Source organism: Streptococcus pseudopneumoniae (assembly GCF_001072315.1).
Classification (GTDB): Bacteria; Bacillota; Bacilli; order Lactobacillales; family Streptococcaceae; genus Streptococcus; species Streptococcus pseudopneumoniae_R.
Genome location: NZ_JVLI01000157.1, coordinates 55,461 through 69,853, shown reverse-complemented (window position 1 = coordinate 69,853; position 14,393 = coordinate 55,461). Strand labels below are relative to the sequence as shown.

18 protein-coding genes and 1 pseudogene are annotated in these 14,393 nt (G+C 41.2%); all 19 read right to left on the bottom strand.

All coding sequences use genetic code 11. From position 1 onward, the window contains the following. On the bottom strand, window positions 1-1,823 hold a 1,823-nt coding region (locus tag ADH54_RS09000), incomplete at its 3' end, for a coiled-coil domain-containing protein (RefSeq protein WP_049524848.1). 4 nt (window positions 1,824-1,827) lie between these two features. Next, on the bottom strand, window positions 1,828-2,178 hold the full coding sequence (locus ADH54_RS08995; protein WP_049524847.1) for a DUF6711 family protein: 351 nt from the start codon (window positions 2,176-2,178) through the stop codon (window positions 1,828-1,830). Window positions 2,179-2,186: 8 nt separating this feature from the next. Continuing rightward, entirely contained in the window at window positions 2,187-6,107 is a 3,921-nt protein-coding gene (locus tag ADH54_RS08990; RefSeq protein WP_049524846.1) for a phage tail protein, read from the bottom strand. Next, entirely contained in the window at window positions 6,094-6,444 is a 351-nt protein-coding gene (locus ADH54_RS08985) for a hypothetical protein (protein ID WP_049524845.1), read from the bottom strand. The genes ADH54_RS08990 and ADH54_RS08985 overlap by 14 nt, the downstream gene beginning before the upstream one ends. A gap of 38 nt (window positions 6,445-6,482) precedes the next feature. Beyond that, the gene (locus ADH54_RS08980) at window positions 6,483-6,863 is read right to left on the bottom strand and encodes a DUF6096 family protein (RefSeq protein ID WP_049524844.1); all 381 of its coding nucleotides are present in this window, start codon (window positions 6,861-6,863) and stop codon (window positions 6,483-6,485) included. Between the two features lie 4 nt (window positions 6,864-6,867). After that, entirely contained in the window at window positions 6,868-7,281 is a 414-nt protein-coding gene (locus tag ADH54_RS08975; RefSeq protein ID WP_049524843.1) for a phage tail tube protein, read from the bottom strand. Window positions 7,282-7,283: 2 nt separating this feature from the next. Further along, a complete protein-coding gene (locus tag ADH54_RS08970) occupies window positions 7,284-7,652 on the bottom strand; it encodes a hypothetical protein (protein WP_049524842.1) in 369 nt (122 codons plus the stop codon). Next, window positions 7,652-8,164: an HK97-gp10 family putative phage morphogenesis protein gene (locus ADH54_RS08965; protein ID WP_049524841.1), complete on the bottom strand. Its 513-nt coding sequence runs from the start codon at window positions 8,162-8,164 to the stop codon at window positions 7,652-7,654. Before ADH54_RS08965 ends, ADH54_RS08970 begins: the two co-directional genes overlap by 1 nt. Continuing rightward, window positions 8,139-8,477, bottom strand: coding sequence for a hypothetical protein (locus ADH54_RS08960; protein WP_049524840.1), 339 nt, complete (start codon window positions 8,475-8,477; stop codon window positions 8,139-8,141). The genes ADH54_RS08965 and ADH54_RS08960 overlap by 26 nt, the downstream gene beginning before the upstream one ends. Further along, window positions 8,458-8,769, bottom strand: coding sequence for a phage head-tail connector protein (locus ADH54_RS08955; RefSeq protein ID WP_000021220.1), 312 nt, complete (start codon window positions 8,767-8,769; stop codon window positions 8,458-8,460). The genes ADH54_RS08960 and ADH54_RS08955 overlap by 20 nt, the downstream gene beginning before the upstream one ends. 1 nt (window position 8,770) lies before the next feature. Beyond that, a complete protein-coding gene (locus ADH54_RS08950) occupies window positions 8,771-8,959 on the bottom strand; it encodes a hypothetical protein (RefSeq protein ID WP_049524839.1) in 189 nt (62 codons plus the stop codon). A 9-nt stretch (window positions 8,960-8,968) separates the two neighbouring features. Then, window positions 8,969-9,994: a carbohydrate-binding protein gene (locus tag ADH54_RS08945; protein WP_049524838.1), complete on the bottom strand. Its 1,026-nt coding sequence runs from the start codon at window positions 9,992-9,994 to the stop codon at window positions 8,969-8,971. A 22-nt stretch (window positions 9,995-10,016) separates the two neighbouring features. Beyond that, window positions 10,017-10,541, bottom strand: coding sequence for a DUF4355 domain-containing protein (locus ADH54_RS08940; RefSeq protein WP_001288020.1), 525 nt, complete (start codon window positions 10,539-10,541; stop codon window positions 10,017-10,019). Window positions 10,542-10,840: 299 nt separating this feature from the next. Next, a complete protein-coding gene (locus ADH54_RS08935) occupies window positions 10,841-11,104 on the bottom strand; it encodes a hypothetical protein (protein ID WP_049524837.1) in 264 nt (87 codons plus the stop codon). A 20-nt stretch (window positions 11,105-11,124) separates the two neighbouring features. Continuing rightward, entirely contained in the window at window positions 11,125-11,412 is a 288-nt protein-coding gene (locus ADH54_RS08930; protein ID WP_049524836.1) for a hypothetical protein, read from the bottom strand. Window positions 11,413-11,466: 54 nt separating this feature from the next. Continuing rightward, window positions 11,467-11,619, bottom strand: a complete 153-nt coding sequence (locus tag ADH54_RS12235) for a hypothetical protein (RefSeq protein ID WP_193389698.1) — start codon at window positions 11,617-11,619, stop codon at window positions 11,467-11,469. 1 nt (window position 11,620) lies between these two features. Next, the gene (locus ADH54_RS12515; protein WP_239682665.1) at window positions 11,621-13,249 is read right to left on the bottom strand and encodes a minor capsid protein; all 1,629 of its coding nucleotides are present in this window, start codon (window positions 13,247-13,249) and stop codon (window positions 11,621-11,623) included. Continuing rightward, a pseudogene (locus ADH54_RS08920) lies at window positions 13,158-13,613 on the bottom strand (phage portal protein); the annotation flags it as partial. The gene ADH54_RS12515 and the pseudogene ADH54_RS08920, both read right to left, overlap by 92 nt. A gap of 210 nt (window positions 13,614-13,823) precedes the next feature. Further along, the gene (locus ADH54_RS08915) at window positions 13,824-14,357 is read right to left on the bottom strand and encodes a hypothetical protein (RefSeq protein ID WP_000588570.1); all 534 of its coding nucleotides are present in this window, start codon (window positions 14,355-14,357) and stop codon (window positions 13,824-13,826) included. Window positions 14,358-14,393: the final 36 nt, after the last annotated feature.

Here is a 14,393-nt window from a genome sequence, read left to right as displayed (position 1 = left end):
CCAAAGAAATTAGCGATATTCTGCGAGTCGTGGAAGAAATGAACTCCTGGACGATTTCGATTATTAGGATTTTGAGAGTGTTGATAGTTGAAATTCAAACCAAAATCAACAGATTGATATTCAAGCCAATTTTTCGAACCGTTCTTAAATTGACCATTTCTGATATAATTCCGACCTCCGACCCTCACACTCGCTATCTTACTGGCCAACTCCTCGGCTGTCTGCGTGAGCTCTGACTTGCTGGCTTTACCATTGGCCAAGTTGGTCAGCTCTGACAGTCTGCGAGTCGTCGTTTCTTCATACGTCGCTTGCGCTGACTTTATACCAGACAGTTCATTTTTTGTCTGGATCAGTGCTTCAACTTGCTTGGCAATCTCAGCTTCAGCCTGCGCCTGTTTCGGTCGAATATCGTTCGCGATAGTCCGTTTCAGAGCATCCAAGTCACCTAACAGAGCCGTCTGAGCGCTCGTAGTCTGTGACTTAAAGGCTTCGAGTTTGGCAATTGAATCCAACCCAATCTGCTTAGCTTCCTGAGCAAGAGAACTACTTGCGCCAGCATTTTTCAATGCTTCTTCAACCTTACGCTTGGCTTCTTTCAATGGACCATTGTCAAAGCTGTCGAAGCGCTGATTGATAGTATCAGACAGTTCTTGCTTGACTTCTTCCGCCTTGGCCTTGGCAAGTTCTACTTGATCGTTAAAGTCTTTTTTGATTTTGTCGACCTTTTGGTCAAAATCTTTATCTGCCGCTTCAATCTGCGCTTGGATTTTCGCTTCAATGCCATCTTGTTGCTTAATCTGCTTGGTAATCGTACCCTCGTAAGAATACTGGGTATCATTCCCAGCCTTACTGTCTGCACTGATACGACCTCTCAGACCACCTTTAAAAGTAAAGCTCTGACTTAACACAGGAACTTTAAAAGTCTCTTCCTTGTTGGTCTGAATGGTTACCCACTGCCCAACCTCAAGCAGTAAATGCCCTTGGTAGTTGAGATTGTAAGGATAGTAAGTCAGGTTTTTCAGTTTGTAATACAGGTCATTTAAAGCACTCTGGGTCATGAAGACATTGTCCAGTTCCAAAGACCGACCTGTCTTCATACCAACTGTAAGAGGCCTCTTATCCGTCTTACAAGTGATACCAGCTATCTGATACTCAATCTCACTCTTGGTCAAGCCATGCAGAAAGTAACTATCTGCGTTGATCGTGATATTTGACTCAGTTAAATCACGGATTTCCATCTTGCCTTCTCGGTTGAAGAAGCAAGACATCCCAATCATCTGAGTCATAGCACTCAGCATATCCCTAAAGGAAAGTTTCTTGCCTTCAGGAACTTGCTCGACATGGTAACGCATAGCACTGATTCCGAAATAGTCATTGGCTAACTCAATGCCTGTTTTCAGGCAGATTTCCTGAATAACCTCTCGTACCTCAGCTGGAAAATGCAAGTCAGTCACATACTCACGATTAAGCTTAAACATACCGTCCATAAGTTCAAGCGTGGTTGTGTTTCTGTTTCGGTCAATCTCAATATCATTGATGAAGTATTCCCCCATCTTGACCCACTGGTAGGTATTTCCAACCAGTAGACCAATCTCAGGGTGTAGGATATCCAGTTTATTGAACGTGGTAATGATGCTGGTAAAGGTAACCTTACCGCTACCAGCACACGTTCCACCGGGCTTATAAGTATCGCCCTTGATATAGCCATACTCAAAACTAGCCTCTTTGATATCCCGTGAAGTATAATCACCAACACGAATAGCCAGCGTCCTTTCCTTAGCAAACATAGCTCTGTCAAATTGTCGTCTAGTTAAAGCGTCCATTTTCTTACCTCTCTACCAGATTAAATTTAGCACCAGACCAAGGCTTGAACTTTTCGGTAAAGGTATAGCTTGGCGCTGTCCTATCACCGACATAGAAAGTCTTTGTGACTTGGCCGTCCATTGGGTCTGGGTAAGATACCTCAAAAAATTTAGATGAAACGGCATTTAAAAGCTGACTCATTTCTTCCTGAGTCAGCATGCCCCATTCACAGTCTAATTTGCGTTTGGTCGTGATACGGTCACGCACCATGTCACCATTGGCATTACGCCCTGTTTCTCCATCGATATCTTGAATACCGACCTGGAAAGATTTGGGAGGCTTCACAGCCACCCCATTGATTATCAATTGTGCCATTTAACCTCCTAAATCTTGAGCAAGGTTTGACCTGCTCGTTCATGTTCCTTGTTGATTTCTTGGATGGCTATCCGTCCGAACTCGTGACCTGCGATTTGGATAACGATGTCGCCAGCCGGTAATGAATAGCCTGTAGGTGCATTATTAACAGGCATTCTTTCGGCCAGTTTTTGAGCCAAGATAGAAATCCAACCTGTATTCCGTTCAAGAGGCATTACTGCTTCTTGACCAGCTTCTCCGACCCCGATAATGCTAGGTGAGTTGAATACACCACCTCGTGCATACCAATCTACAGAGAATGATGGAATTCTAGGAGGCATCAAGCTAAAGCTACCAGATATATTAAAGTGAGGGAGTTTGATTTTTGGCAAACTCCAATCAAAGTTAAAGAAGCTTTTTAGTTTATCGATACCACTTTTAACGATGTTTTTGGCATTATCCATTGCATCATTAAACAGATTCTTAAACCAGTTAGGGATTTCTTTCAAGGCATCTTGCATGTCTTTCCATCTATCACCAAACCATGAACCGATTGATTGGAAAGGATTCTGAGCTTTTTCTTTTGCGCTCTCAAATTTCTCTCCGAACCATGTATCAGCTTCTTGCACTCCGTCTTTGATATCATTCCATCTATCACCGAACCATGAGCCAACTTTTTCAAAAGCTGAATTCACTTTATCTCTACCAGATTGGAATTTATCACCTAACCAAGTATTTGCATCTGAAAGGGCATTGGTAACGTCAGTCCATTTTTCTCCAAACCAAGAGCCTAAGTTGCCAAATATATTTCCAATAGCGTCCCAGCCCTCTTGAAATTTTTCTCCCAGCCATGAGCCAATCTCTGCTAACGCATTCGTCACATCCGCCCATCTATCACCAAACCATGAGCCTAGATTACTGAAGATATTAACGATAGCATCCCATGCACCTTGGAATACACCAGAGAACCACTCTCCGATACCAGAGAATATGTTTACAATAGCGTCCCATGCTTGCTGGAACTTCTCGCCAAACCATTGACCTATCGGCTCAAAGATTTCTTGTAGCTTCGTCCATAGACCGCTAAAAAATTCGCCAATCGATTGACAAATACCACTGATAAAATCACATAGTCCTTGCCATGCAGTTTTAGCAAACTCAACAACAGTGTCCCAGTTTTGGTAGAGCAAGACACCGATAGCAATCAAAGCTGCAATAGCAGCAATAACTAAGGTTATCGGACTGGTCAAGACTGCAATGGCTCCATTGAGCGCCCATGTTGCGGCTGCTGCAACTCCTGCTGCAACTGATTGAGCGATTTCCGCTGCTGCTGCAAGTCCCATTTGTGCTGCATGAACAGTCCATGCTACTGCGGATTTACCAAGTTCTAAAGCGGTTTTTCCTAACTCGGCAATCAATTTACCAGAATTGACTACAAAATCTTTGGCATATAAGGTGTTCAAATACACGCTTTCTGCAAAATCTTTTATCTTATCAACTGTTAAGCCTTTTACCGCACTAACTAAATCAGTGAAAGCTCCACTTAATTTACCAATTCCTGCTGCAAGACCACCAGCCTGCTCAGCCCAAGACATGAATTTAATACCTTCCCAAGCTGTCGATACCAGACCGATTGCAGTGGCCATGGCTGAAACTATCTCTCGGTTATCCTTGCACCAATCAGAAAAAGCAACGAAAGCATCGCTAACGACTTTTACTGTATCAGCTAGAATTTTTAAAGCCTCTAAAATAGCTCCGCCTAGCACATCGGCAACTTCACCAATGCTGATACCGAATGTATCAGCTAAAAACTCAGCAAAAGGTTGCATATTATCTTCCCAGACTTGTTTGAGAACATCAACCAGTCCTCCAAAAGCTTGGCTTAAAGAATCAATTGCTGGACCGATATGATTGTTATAGACATCTTCAAATCCATCTGAGAATCTTTGAAGTGCTGGAGTAACATTGTTGTCAAAACTATCTAGAAAGACTGATACAATCTGAGAAATACCGCTAGAAAGAGTTGTTATAAATAGGCTAACATGCTCATCATACACACGACTAAATGCATCTCCGAAACGGTTTACTGCTTTCTCTATTGTTTCGAATACTGGAGCAATTGCATCTAAAGCTCCCTGTAAAGAACTTGATAATTTCGGAGCGTTATCTGTCACAATGCGTTCTAAGCCCTTGAATAAATCACCACCAAGTTTGCTTCCAATCTCAACAGCTTTTGAACTCAAACTCAAAAATGTTGACACAATAGCGCTACCGATACGAACCGCACCAGTTGAGGTAATAACATCGTAGAAAGCACTAGAAAAGGCCTGAGCGATGTTTCCTACTGCCTCTGCAATGTTACCAATATTATCAAACAAAGCAACTAGCGCCCTGATAATGCGTTCCTTTTGCCTTCCAAGACCGTTTGCAATACTTTCAGCAAGTAAAACATCAATACCCAAACCGATAGTGGCTATTGAGCCTGTCACTTGCCCTAAAGCATAAGCGATTTTATCAGCCATTCGGTTAAAGGCATTCACAACCCTTGGGTCAGTGGCGATTTCTCCTAGTGTCTTAGCTATTTGGTCTAAGGCGGTCTTAATGCGTTCAATACCTTCTGGTCTAAAGGCTGCATCAAAACCTTTTTTAAAGAGGTCAAACAACCCTTTTAGCTTATCTCCAAGACCATCGAAAATACTCTTGAACTGGTTGTCCATGTCGGTCAACTCGACTTCTGGCAAGATGTCTTTGAAAGGTCCGCCACCGCCTCCCTTTCCTTTACCACCTTTGCCTCCGCCACCACCTCCAGAACCGCCTGCATCGTCATCTTTTGGTTTTTGTAAGATATTAATCTCATCAAATCCCATTAGACCAAGCAATTCTTTAGCAGCCTTCTTGGCGTTTTTGGCTGAGTCTCCAAGGTTATCAGCAAGTCCTCCTGCTGAATCTCCAGCGTCGTCTACCGCGTCAGCAAGGTCTCCTGCTCCGCCGGCAGCGTCTTTCATGGCGTTACCCATGTCTCCAACTGCACCACCGACACCATCTTTCACTGTTGCTTTCTTGTTGAACATTAAAGCGATAAACTCCGCAAGTTTTGCCGTAACGTTCTTCAAAACCATAGCAAAAGAGTTCAAGACAGGCATAATCGCATTGATAATCGGTAACATAGAGTTACCAAGGTTCAATGCTGCGTCCTTCATCAGCGACTTAAACAGGCTTATACGACCATTTACAGAATTAGACAAGGTATTCCCATACTTGGCTGTAGCCTGTTCCAGAATAGCCATAAGGCGGATTTGTTGCTGGGTTTGGTAGTCCAACTGTTGCCAGCTCTGTCCGTTTGCGAACTTCTTAAAGGCTTCAGTGGACTCAATCATAGCCACATTGACGTTGATTCCTAGGTCCTCAATTGCTTCCGTGTTCCCTAGCAAACCTGAGCGAATCCGCTCCATAACGTCTGTAATGCTACGCCCTGAACCTTCAGCAACAACTGCCGATGTCTGCAACATCTTAGCAGTATAGGCGCTTAGCTTATCCGTATCTTTGATAAATCCCGAGAATAGGTTTGAGTAGACTGCACCGTAGTTGGTCGCCTCACCCACCCCCATATTCATAGCATTGGCGTTATCGTTAACCCATTTTAAGAAAGATTGCGAACTCTCGCCCATCTGGCGCTTGATTTGGTTCATAGACGCTGATACTTCAAGAGCTGTCTGCGTTGAATACATCCCAACATCAAGCAATTTCTTAGCAAGGATTGCAAAACCAGCAAACTTAGCTAGCTTGCCAAATGCACTACCGATAGAGTTCGACTGTTCACGAACTTTGGCAGTGGCATTTTTCACTTGGTCAGATGTTCCTTTGACCTGATTCTCGACTTCTTTCATCTTCTTCCTGAAAGGCGCTATCTCAGCGTCAATCATGACTTTCAATTCGTCAAGAGTTGCCATTTACTTCCCCCTTCCTTTTTCGATTATGTCTTTCTGCAAAATCACGCATCCGTTCCTTATGCAACAAAAGCGCTTGTCTTTGTCGTTCTCGCTCTACCGCTTGTTGTTCCTCTATAAACAACTCAGGCGCATATTCCCAGAACTCAAAAACTTTGGCATCCTTGGATAACAATAAAGAAACGTGATTGGAAATCATCTGCGAAAGTCTGTATGAGTCAATAATCTTTTCTTTACGCTCTTGGATTTTGACACGGTTGTAACTTTCGATCATTTCTCTGATTTCAAGCACCGTCAAATCCCAAAAATCAAGAGGCTTACCCCCGATGTCCAAAAACATAGGATAAAGCCTCTCAATAATCTGCGTTACCGTTAAGATTACTCGACTACTGTCATTTTCTTCTTGGAAGCTTTCTTGTCCTTGCTTCCTCGTGGAGTAAAACCCGATACTTCAAAGAGTGGCATCAACACCTCTGTCATGAAGGTTGTTTGGTCTCCACCGTTGTCTACATATTCATCGTATAGATCATAGACATCCTCAAGAGAATACCCATTCTCATACTTTTGCAAAGCCCCATGAATCAAGAGCAACACAACTTTCAAAGGAGGCAAAGGAAACTCTTCGCCAGCTTCAGGCATGAAGATTTTCAGTAAGTTCATACCGATTTTTTCTTCAACTTTTGCTGCTTGATGAGATGAAAGTCGTAGTTTCAACTCTTTCTCATCGCTAATCTTCCAAATTGAGTAAGGTAACGCCATTTAATTAACCTCCAAGACCGTCTGTAAATTCCAACTCTGACTGTAAAGCAATTTTAAGGGTAAACTCGATAACGGCATTGACACCGCCACCGCCAAGCTTAACAGATACTTGACCTTCAAAATGAACTTTAGTCCCGTCTGGGTAAGTCTGTTCAAAGAAGAGTTTTTCCTTATTGTCTGCCGCTTTACGCAATACACGATAAGGTGCAGTTTCTCCGTCGTTCTTGTAAGAGAATTTGTATTCCAATTCCCCTGCATCACCGATACCGAACTCATACTTCTTAACTTTATCTTCAAGAGTAGTATTCTCTACTTTTTCAGGTTCAATACCAAATTCTGGTACTTCTTTCAATCCAACAAGCTTAATATAGCTACCTTTTGTTTTGCTATAAGCTAACGTAATTCCATTTGCTAACATGTTTAATTCTCCATTCTAAATTGAAAAACAAGCTCTGAGTGTAAGTCAACGACACCTTCAAAACGCATGACCTTATGTCTCAAATGAGACGGGTCTGGCACGTCTTGGCAGTCGGTTCTTCGCAAACCTAAAGACTCAAAAATCTGATTGATTTTAACAGCTAACTCACTAGTGCTGGTATCGTCAAAAATATCCACCTTATAGCGGATAGAAGATTTTTGTTCCTTGTCGTCAAACCAATCACCCGGCTTGTTTTGTTCTTCTAAAAAAATAACGACTGGGAAAGTCTCCCAATCGCTAGGATAAGTATCAGTCACATTATCTGCAACCTTTTGCAATTCTTTATAAATAACAGGCTTGATATTGATCATTATATTTGTTCTCTTATCTTTCTACGCACATAATTCGAAATATTCTTAGACACACGCTCTTGATTGTCTCTCAAAGCTGGATAAAGATAAGGCTGGGCAGGTTGACCATACATCTTGTAAAACTCCCCAATCTTTTGAAAATGGTACGGTCCTACATTGATTTGGTCTTCATGCACATACCACGGGCTAGACCGATAAGACACGCTGACCTCCGGAGAAATACCAGAATGGCTAGCCTGACCCTTGGGTCCTGTTCCAAACTCAACGTAAGGAGCATAGTGTAGATTTGTGTAAACCTCGCCTATAGCCTTATCTCCGTCCATTTTTGCTCTAGTTTTGATACTAGTTCTAAGTTCTCCATTTCTAACTGGTACGAGTCTTCTTGCATCAGCTTGGACAACTTTTTTAGCAGCATTGTGTACCGCACGTAAGACGATATCCTCGCCAGTTTTTTTGCTAGCCAATCGTCTACATTTAGCTATAAGCCTATCTGCCCCTAGTAGCTCTGACACGCTCTAACTCCAAAACTTGATGATGTGTGTAGACTTTTTTAGAAATAACCCTATGAGTTACTTCTGTTGGGCTATCGATACACACACCATCCTTTACTTTGATAGTAGCTGACTTGTTGGCATTTGCGTTCAAAATGTCGTTGACACGCTCACCATACAATTCAGATTGTAGTTTACTACTAGCTGGCCACAATTCAAGGCGGACTGTCTCAGCTTCCTTGGCATACCCTTCTTTTGCGACACCTTCCTCTGTGATAGTCTTTTCAAACCGTCGCATTGGATAAGGTTTCAGTCTACTCTGCTTCAAAAACATGGCCTGCCACCCTTGCTAATCTGTGCATGCGTATTCGCTGTAGAAGACCCGTAGACAGGCCGTTTTCTCCGTAGACTACTGCTATACCACCCTCGGTTCTGGAATGCTCTCCTTCCGCTCCTGATCGATTGTGGAGCTCGATAGCAACCTCAGGTATTAAGAGACTTAAAGCTGGTGTCAAAGATGTGCGATTCGTCTCTGACAAGATAAGATTCGTAGCCCTCGTTTGGAGCAACATGAGAAGCTGAGTATCTTCTTCGCCTGTTAATTTCTTCAGCAACTCTATAGACATATCAATCCTCTTCTAAGAACTCAGATTCAGGGAGAATTTCCTCAAGAATATCTGAGATAGCGACACCGTTGCTGGCAAAATTGTTTGCCAGCTCAGCATAGCGATCCTCAGTAATCTCAAGTTCCTCCCCTGCCAGTCGTTTCACATTTGATTCCCAATCATAGAAATCTTGTTTGACTTTAAATTTCATAACTAAGACCTATTTCTTACCAGTTTTTTCTTTCCAGTTAGCTGAGTCAGAGCCTGGTGCATTGGTTGAGCTAGTGATGTCTTTGATAGCAACATAGACTTTATCTTCATGCGTTACTGTATCACCTTCTTTATAGGCTGTTCCAGTCTTCCACGCTTTAGCACGGTTTACAACTTTACCTTGAGTAGATGGTTTAGCAACAGGCTTAGATTCTGCGATAGTAATGATATATTTCTTGAAGTGTTCAAGAACAAATGCACCAGTATAAAGCAATTGCTCTACCAATTCACCAAATCGACCTGGAATGTTATCGTTGTACTTAGTATTGTCTACTTGCACTGGAGATGTGACAACACCTGGAGCAGTAGCAAGGGCATTAACACCTTTCAAGAATTTAGAAGGTACTTTGTAGACTGTGTAATCATCCAATTCACCAACATATCCTTTTCCAAGGACTTTCTTATCTGCGTCACCATGTGGTAGACGAACGATTTCAGACTTGATCGCTTTGTAGAATTTAGGTGTTACAAAAAGCAAGCGCTCTTTTGTAATTCCAAGCTCATCAAGTTTCTCAGAGACATCAAGAATTGCATTGTATGCATTGTTCGCTCCTGCTTCTTTGCCCATAGTAACGTTGTCGCTAACATTACCAAGCGCTGCACCAAAACGTAGTTCATCAAGATATGGAGCTACTACTTCTGCTGCTTGACGTGCAATAACGTAATTGATATTTACTTGACCATTAGAGTCACGTTCATCCAATTGGTCTACGAAACGACCCCAATATTTTTCTTCATCAAGAGTATAAACCTTTTCTTCAACTTCAACGTGGTCAAATTCGTTATCTTTGTTACGTTTGTAGTCTTTCAACTCTGTTGTGTTACCAGTTGCTACTGTAAAAGAGCGACCTTGCAATGTTACTGCATCGCTAGATGTCACAAGTGGTGTTGAATATGAATTTACTGCAAGTACATCCTCAATAATACCTAGATGTTTCTTGCGTGATTCTGCTGTGTTTAATTCTTCAAATGCCATTTATTTTTCCTCTTTTCTTTTATTACAAGAAGTCTTTACGCCATTTTTCCGTGACTTCTTGCTGAACTGTTTGTGCGTTCTTGATAGGTGCACTACCTTTCATACGCTCAGAAACTCCCTTCTGAACTGACTCTTCCCATGCTTTTTGGATAGAGGTAATAGACTCAGATACCGTCTCTGCGCTTGTCAAATCAACTACATTCACTAACTCAACAGGTAAGTCACGTTCACTTAGCATTGCTTTAGCTTCTGCGGTCAATTCCTTGCGAGCAATAGCCTTTTCACGGTCAGCTAGTTCTTGCTCACGCTGATCCAACTGATATTTCTGTTTCTCATCAGCGTTCATCTTAGCAAGCTTTTTAGCTTCGTTTTCCTTGGCTTCTTGCTCAGCTTCCCATTTAGAGCGTTCGGCAGATAGCATCTTACCGATTTCAGCACGAGTGAAAGTTCGTTCGTGCTTTTCTTCTTGCACTGTATCAACATTTTCTTGAGTGTCGACAGTCTCAGTTGATTCAGTAGATACAGTTGCATTGATTTCTTCTGACATAATTGTCCTCCAGCGATTACGTCGCCACTCGATAATCTCGCTTTACGTCCGGCGACGGAACAGTACAGCTTTTAATGTCATCGGTACAGTTTGGACAATATAAAAACCGTACGGGATTCCATACGGTTAGGTTATTTGTTTTTCAATTGTTTCAGTTTCTTTCTGTATTCAATTCCGACTTTTAGAGTTGAAATGACTGTTGAAATTACTTCAAATAATTTAATTATTACGAACAAAATTAACGCAACAAATATAATCCAACCCAATAAAATTGATACTAAATCCCAGATGAACATATCTTACTCCTCTACTTTTTCATATGTTTCTTTAAAGATGTCAGGTTTGCATGGATAAAACTCACCTTGCACACCTTTAATGATATAATCCCCTTCGGTCGCAATCATCAATCCTTCAAGCGTTTCGATTTTTAAAAGGGGATTGCTTAAATCAGCGTAGTCAATCCGTACTGGGTCTAAACCAAAATCACATAGCTCATCTATAGCTTCTTCTGTATCTAAAAACTGCACGGCTTCAACCACTACTGGCTTTTTACGGTATTTCATTTCTCGCTCCTTTCTATTCATCATTTTCGAGGCTTAGCATTCTTGTCCACCCATTCTTTGAAAGCATCAAAAGTATCCATGTTTTTTAGATACAAATACTTTTCAACTTTTTCAATAGCTTTATCGACCGATTGGTCGTTAAAACAATAGCCGTTACCCGATAAATCAAAAATTTTATTTCGTTCTTTCTTATCAACAATCCACAAATTTTTTCCAGTCCAAGCACTCCGTGAGTCGTAACATTCCTTCGATTGTATTTCAAGTCCGTTATCTTCAATCAACTCTATCAATTTTTTATACTTGTTCATTAAAATTTCCTTTCTGAGTACGAAAAAAGCACTTAGATTGTTCTAGGTGCTTGTTTAAATTGATTCTAGTTTTAATGTTTTGAGGTATTCTTCCCATTCACGGTCCAAGTCCTCAACAGTTTTATTCTTATTTTGTTTCTGGATGGCATCAAAGTCAATGTTGTCATCTTCGCCTTCCGGCCAATCATAAATATCTTTTTTAGCCATATCATTCAATCCTTCCAAATTCAAAGCCGAACACTTCGGATAATAATTCAAGAGTTTTTTCTTGTGCTATGCTCTCATTATAACCCAATTTTTTAAATTTATCAATTCTATTGATATATTGTTCTTGTGCACTGCGTGGAATCCTTTTGTTAGGTCTTGAATACCAATAAACGCTTCCATCATGCCCTATAGTCAGACCATATTTTACAGTATTATTTTTATGCCGTTGTTGTAAGGAAGCAAAGTCACTGAGCGAAGGAGGATAACCAGATGGATGATTGTGAATCGAAATAAGACTTTGTTCAGATTGTTCTTTAAAAGCCTTTTTGACCTGTTCGTTATAAACTACACCTTTTGTTTTTCTGGCTTTATTTGATAACGCAACAACTCTTCCTGTATCTGCATTAAGCAAATAATAATCTTCAAACGGGGTTCCATTCCTATGTTGCAACATCTGTCTTGAAACTCTTGCGATAGGTTCGGATAGATGTGAGGTCTTTGGATGATTTTTTAATTTGTCAACAAATTCATTGCTTCGTACATAATCAAGATTCGCTCCAAACGGCCTACCACTTAGCTCTCGTTCTCGTGGTTCCGTCACATACTTGCTATACCACTCTTTATAAGTCATATCAGCAGGTACTAGCTCGGTCTTACCTGTCTCTGGATTCCTTGCTCTTCGCTTCAGCTTGCTATAGTCTGCGTCCTCATCGTATGCGACAGTAGTAGACCTACACCACGGGTGCATAGGTGGACAATTGACGCCAGGGACAGCCTTGTCCCTATCATAGACCTGATTGTCATGCTCCTGGCAAATGCGTGATGTACGCTTGTCTAAGACGGCCACAAAGATGTACTTTTCTATGTCTGCTTCTTCATAGCTGAGCAGTTCCATCTGGTTGTGAAAAAAGGCTGATTCTGTTCGAACCAAACGCCTTGCATCATTCTGACCTACATTGAACCTCTCGGCAATTGCTTGTGCAGTTTCTCGTGTTCCTCGGCCAGTCATTAGACTCATGAGGAGTTCGTCTTTTATGCTGGAAGTAAGCTTTCCTGTATTCTTCCAGATGTCTGTAGAGTAGGTGCTTCCATCTCCTACCCAACTAAAAGACTGTAGATGTTTTATCTCGCTCTCAGGCAGACCAGAAAAGCCATATGCCAACCCTGTCTGCTGTTGCAGGTCAAATGTAGCCTTGTAATAACTATCCTTCATCAGGTCGCTGTAAAAGGCGTCTGAGCCTGTCTTTTCTGAATGATAGATAGATTCACGCATACGATCTAAATCGTCGCTCAAACGCTCTAGACGCTTCATACGGAAAGAATAAGCTGGACTATCTAAGTCAGCCAGTAGCCTTTGGATGTTCGGGTCATTTGGTCTTGCTTCAAGCACCTTGCGAAGTTCATTCAGGTCCTTCTTGTCTTTCATGTTCTTCAAGACTTGTCTAGCATCTACCTGACTTAAACCATAATCACGTTGGAACTTATCAAAAATCTTATTGATTTCCTTATCCAAGTAAGTCTTAGCTTCTTGATAGATCTTATCGAACTTGTCTGCCTGCTTTTCGGCCTTGTCCATCTGCTGGTAAATCAGATTGGCTTTCCTCTTCGCCCAATAGTCCTGATTCTTCATCTGCTACCTCATCTTCGGGTTTCGTGTTGTCTTGGTTGAACATCGGCATGTCTTCCATGTTCTTCTTTTTCTCTTCTTCCAAAGCTTCCAGTTCAGCGTCAGGGTCTTCCACAAACGGCAAGAGAGAAATAAGCAGCCTATTGGTCACTTTGCCTTCCAAGTTATTCACAATCTGAGAGATTTCCAGTAAGTTCTTAGGTAAACCACGGCTGAATTGTGGAACGATTGAATGGGACTCTAGTGCAATCTGCTTCATACCCAAGTAATGAGCAAAAATCGCAATCCGTTGACGCAATCCACGCTTGTAGTTCGCTTCCTTGGTCTTGGTAATCATCTCAAGGCCCATCAGCTTAAATTCCATAGCTCAATTTTGTTACCGTAGAGGCTCTTTATCCTCTACTTCTTACGGTTTCCCGTAAGTTCAGACTATCTCTTCACCCTTATCAGGGTGTCGGATTTCGTGGATATTTCTGCATATAAAAAAACGATACTATGTATCGTTTCTCACTTAGCTTACTCTATCTAGTCGTTAAACCTTACTGATATTTCTACCAGCAGTGGTAATTGATTAGCTTCAGTAATATGTCACAAATCTCCCTTTTTCATCTCGAACAATTGTCTTACCAGACATGTCCACACCTTTTGAAAATTGTCTTAAATCGTATTTTTTATAATTCAATAAGATATCATCTATTGTTTCATCATTAACGATTATATCATCTCGTTTTATGGAACGATAATATCTGTAGACAAGAGTTGAAAAAGAAATGTTGTTTTCTTCAGATAATTTTTTTAGATAGTCTCTCAAGATATATCCCTTATACTTAACGTTATCAGAACGATTACGTTTATTTGTATGTTCAGGAACCCACCTACAATTACTTGGTGAGTAGTCTTTGTCATTATCTATCCTATCTAATTGCAAACCGAATTCTACTCCGTTTTGCATTGCCCAACTTCTGAACTTAGCTACATCACTAAATTCATCAGAAACACCTATTCCACGTTTCCCATACCATTTATAAGCCCAATGTTTTTCATCATAACATCTTGCTAACATAGAGTAATAGACTTGATTTAGATGTTTGTGCATTTTATCTTTTATCATTCATTTTCTCCTAGATTATTATACTCTTATTATACC